Annotated in this window: 4 protein-coding genes; 2 read left to right on the top strand and 2 right to left on the bottom strand. The window is 69.7% G+C overall.

What is annotated here, in order from left to right; translation table 11 throughout:
• Positions 1-16: 16 nt before the first annotated feature.
• Both HUK82_RS15910 and HUK82_RS15915 read right to left on the bottom strand, forming a co-directional pair.
• Positions 17-211 carry a hypothetical protein gene (locus HUK82_RS15910; protein ID WP_176614866.1) on the bottom strand — a complete coding sequence of 65 codons (195 nt, stop codon included), beginning with the start codon at positions 209-211 and terminating at the stop codon, positions 17-19.
• 12 nt (positions 212-223) lie between these two features.
• Positions 224-1,192 (bottom strand): 2-hydroxyacid dehydrogenase, encoded by a 969-nt coding sequence (locus HUK82_RS15915; protein WP_176614867.1) that lies wholly within the window; start codon positions 1,190-1,192, stop codon positions 224-226.
• 98 nt (positions 1,193-1,290) lie between these two features.
• On the opposite strand from HUK82_RS15915, the gene aat reads away from it, so the two are divergent.
• Together aat and HUK82_RS15925 are read left to right on the top strand one after the other, a co-directional pair.
• A complete protein-coding gene (gene aat, locus HUK82_RS15920; protein ID WP_176614868.1) occupies positions 1,291-1,950 on the top strand; it encodes a leucyl/phenylalanyl-tRNA--protein transferase in 660 nt (219 codons plus the stop codon).
• A 60-nt stretch (positions 1,951-2,010) separates the two neighbouring features.
• Positions 2,011-2,616: hypothetical protein (locus HUK82_RS15925; protein ID WP_176614869.1), on the top strand; the 606-nt coding region annotated here is incomplete at its 3' end.

Below are 2,616 nucleotides of genomic sequence, written 5' to 3' on the forward strand. Positions count from 1 at the left end.
ATGGCCGGGCCGCGCGTCAGGCACGCCCGGCGACACGCGCGCGCCGCTGGTCCCGTGCGTCGAGGGCCAGCCACAGGGCCGCTTCGGCCAGCGCGAACAGCCCGAAGCACGTCATGACCGTCTCGGCCATGCCCCGATAATGGGGCGCGAGCAGGGCGAAAAGGGCAAACACGGCGATCGCGACGAGCTGGATGGTGATGAGTCTGAGCATGGTGGGACGTCCTCAGCCGCTGACCGGGGTCAGGGGTGTCTCGCCGGCAATGACCCGGCGGGCGTTCTCAAAGGCGAGACACGCCATGTCGGTGCGCGTCTCGTGCGTGGCGCTGCCCATATGCGGTGTCATGAACAGGTTCGGCAGGGCCAGAAGGCGCGGGTCGGGGTTGGGCTCGTTGCGATAGACATCCAGCCCCGCGCCGAACAGATGACCGCTCTGCAGGGCGTCGATCAGCGCGTCCTCGTCCACGTGCGCGCCACGGGCCGCGTTGACGAACAGTGCCCCTTTGGGCAGCAGCGCGAACGTCTCGCGCGTCATGACCGGCTGGTCGCCGCCGGGCAGATGCAGGCTTAGGATATCGCAGTGCGGCAGCATGTCGCGCAGGTCGGCGAAATATTGTGCCCCCTGTTCCTGATCCGGGCCGAGGGGGCGGCGGTTGTGATAGAGGATCGTCATGTCGAACCCGCGCGCCCGATGGGCCACCGCGCGTCCGATCCGCCCCATGCCGACGATGCCCAGACGCTTGCCGGTCACGCGCATGCCAAGCATCTCGGCCATGCCGAAGCCCCGGCCCCAGCCCGCGCGCATCACCGCGGTATAGTCCGATGCCCGCCGCGCGGCGCCCAGGATCAGCATCATCGCCAGATCGGCGTTGCAGTCGGTCAGCACGTCGGGCGTGTTGGTCACCATGATCCCGCGTGCGCGTGCGGCGGGGATATCGACATGTTCGATTCCCACGCTGACGCAGGCGATGACCTTCACGCTGTCGGGCAGGGCGGCGATGAAGGCGGCGTCCGCGCGGGTCGCGTGGCTGATCAGCAGCGCCGCCGGTTCGAACGACCGCGCGAGCGAGAGCATGGTCGCGGTGTCGGCGGGCCCGGTGGGCGGCGCGGGCGTCGTGAACAGTTCGGCAAGCCTGGCTTCCGCCGCGGCGGGATAGATCTGGTCGCGGATCAGGCGCGGACGATCGGCCGACATGGTGTCTCCTCACATGGTCTTTTTATCGATCGAGCGTAACATGGGGTGCCGGACGAGGCGAGGGCGGAGGGGGTCATGCGCGACAGGGGAGGGCACGGATGGAAGTAACGCCCGATCTGCTGCTGGGCGCTTACGCGGCGGGCTACTTCCCGATGGCCCCTGACGCGGCGTCGGACGAACTGGAGTGGTTCGACCCGCCGATGCGCGGTGTGATCCCGCTGGACCGGTTCCACCTGCCGCGCCGGTTACGGCGCACGGTGCTCGCGGGGTTGGCGTCCGGCGTGCCGGAGGTGCGCATCGACCATGACTTCGCGGGTATGGTAGCCGCCTGCGCCGAGCCGGGACCGGGCCGGGAGAGCACGTGGATCAGCCCGCGCATCGCGGCGCTGTACTGCGCGCTGCATGCACGCGGCCATGCCCATAGCGTGGAGGTATGGGCCGACGGCGCGCTGACCGGCGGGTTGTACGGGGTGTCGCTCGGCGGGGCGTTCTTTGGCGAGAGCATGGTGTCGCGCCAGCGTGACGCGTCGAAAATCGCGCTGGTGCATCTGGTGGCGCGCCTGCGGATCGCCGGATTTACGGTGCTGGATACGCAGTTCGGGACGGCGCATCTGGCGCGTTTCGGCTGCGTCGAGATTCCGGCCGACGCCTATCGCGGTGCGCTGGCGCGCGCCATCGGGCAGCCGGTGCGCTTTCCCGTCGCGAGCGGGGCCGCGCGCCTGCGTGACGAAGTGGACAGGCTGCGCGGGGGCGCTTGACTTGCCGGCGGGGCGGGGTTTGGGTTGCGCGTAGTGGACAGGGACAGCGGTGGACGCAGGATGATGAACAAGAGTGGACTTTTCGGCGCGCTCGGGTGCCTGGGCGTGATGATCGGCCTGCCCGTTGCCCACGCGCAACAGGCCGACCACCCCCGCCTGATGCCCACGCGCGACGTCACGGTCGATTACGCCGTGACGCACGAAGGCGCGCCGCAGCCGCAGGCCGTGCGGGTCTATTTCGGGGGCGAGGGCGCGCGCCTGCGCGTCGACGGGCCCAACGGCGTCGGCGCCACGATTCTCGATCGCACGGCCCAGCAGGTGACGGTCGTGCTCAATCGCCAGCGCGTCTACACCCAGTTCAACCCGCGCGAGGGTCTGCGCAATCCGTTCCTGCTCGATCTGTCGATGCAATTCACGCGCAAGGGTGCGTCCAGCCAGGCCGGGCAGGCCTGCACCGAATGGGGGATCACCGCCCGTCAGGGCAACGCGACCGCCTGTGTGACCGACGACGGCGTCATTCTGCGCGAGGACGGGGTGGATGCCGATGGCATGCGCGGCCGTCTGGAAGCGACGACGGTCACCTACGCCCCGATCGCCAGCACGATGTTCGCGCCGCCGGCCGACTATCAGCGCGTGTCGCATGGCGGCGGCGCTGGCGGGGCTTCG

The sequence above is a fragment of the Ameyamaea chiangmaiensis genome (genome assembly GCF_013376175.1).
GTDB classification, from domain to species: Bacteria; Pseudomonadota; Alphaproteobacteria; order Acetobacterales; family Acetobacteraceae; genus Ameyamaea; species Ameyamaea chiangmaiensis.

Coding starts and splice junctions, on each gene's coding strand:
- HUK82_RS15910 (WP_176614866.1), bottom strand. CDS start 211: ATGCTCAGACTCATCACCATCCAGCTCGTCGCGATCGCCGTGTTTGCC.
- HUK82_RS15915 (WP_176614867.1), bottom strand. CDS start 1,192: ATGTCGGCCGATCGTCCGCGCCTGATCCGCGACCAGATCTATCCCGCC.
- aat (WP_176614868.1), top strand. CDS start 1,291: ATGGAAGTAACGCCCGATCTGCTGCTGGGCGCTTACGCGGCGGGCTAC.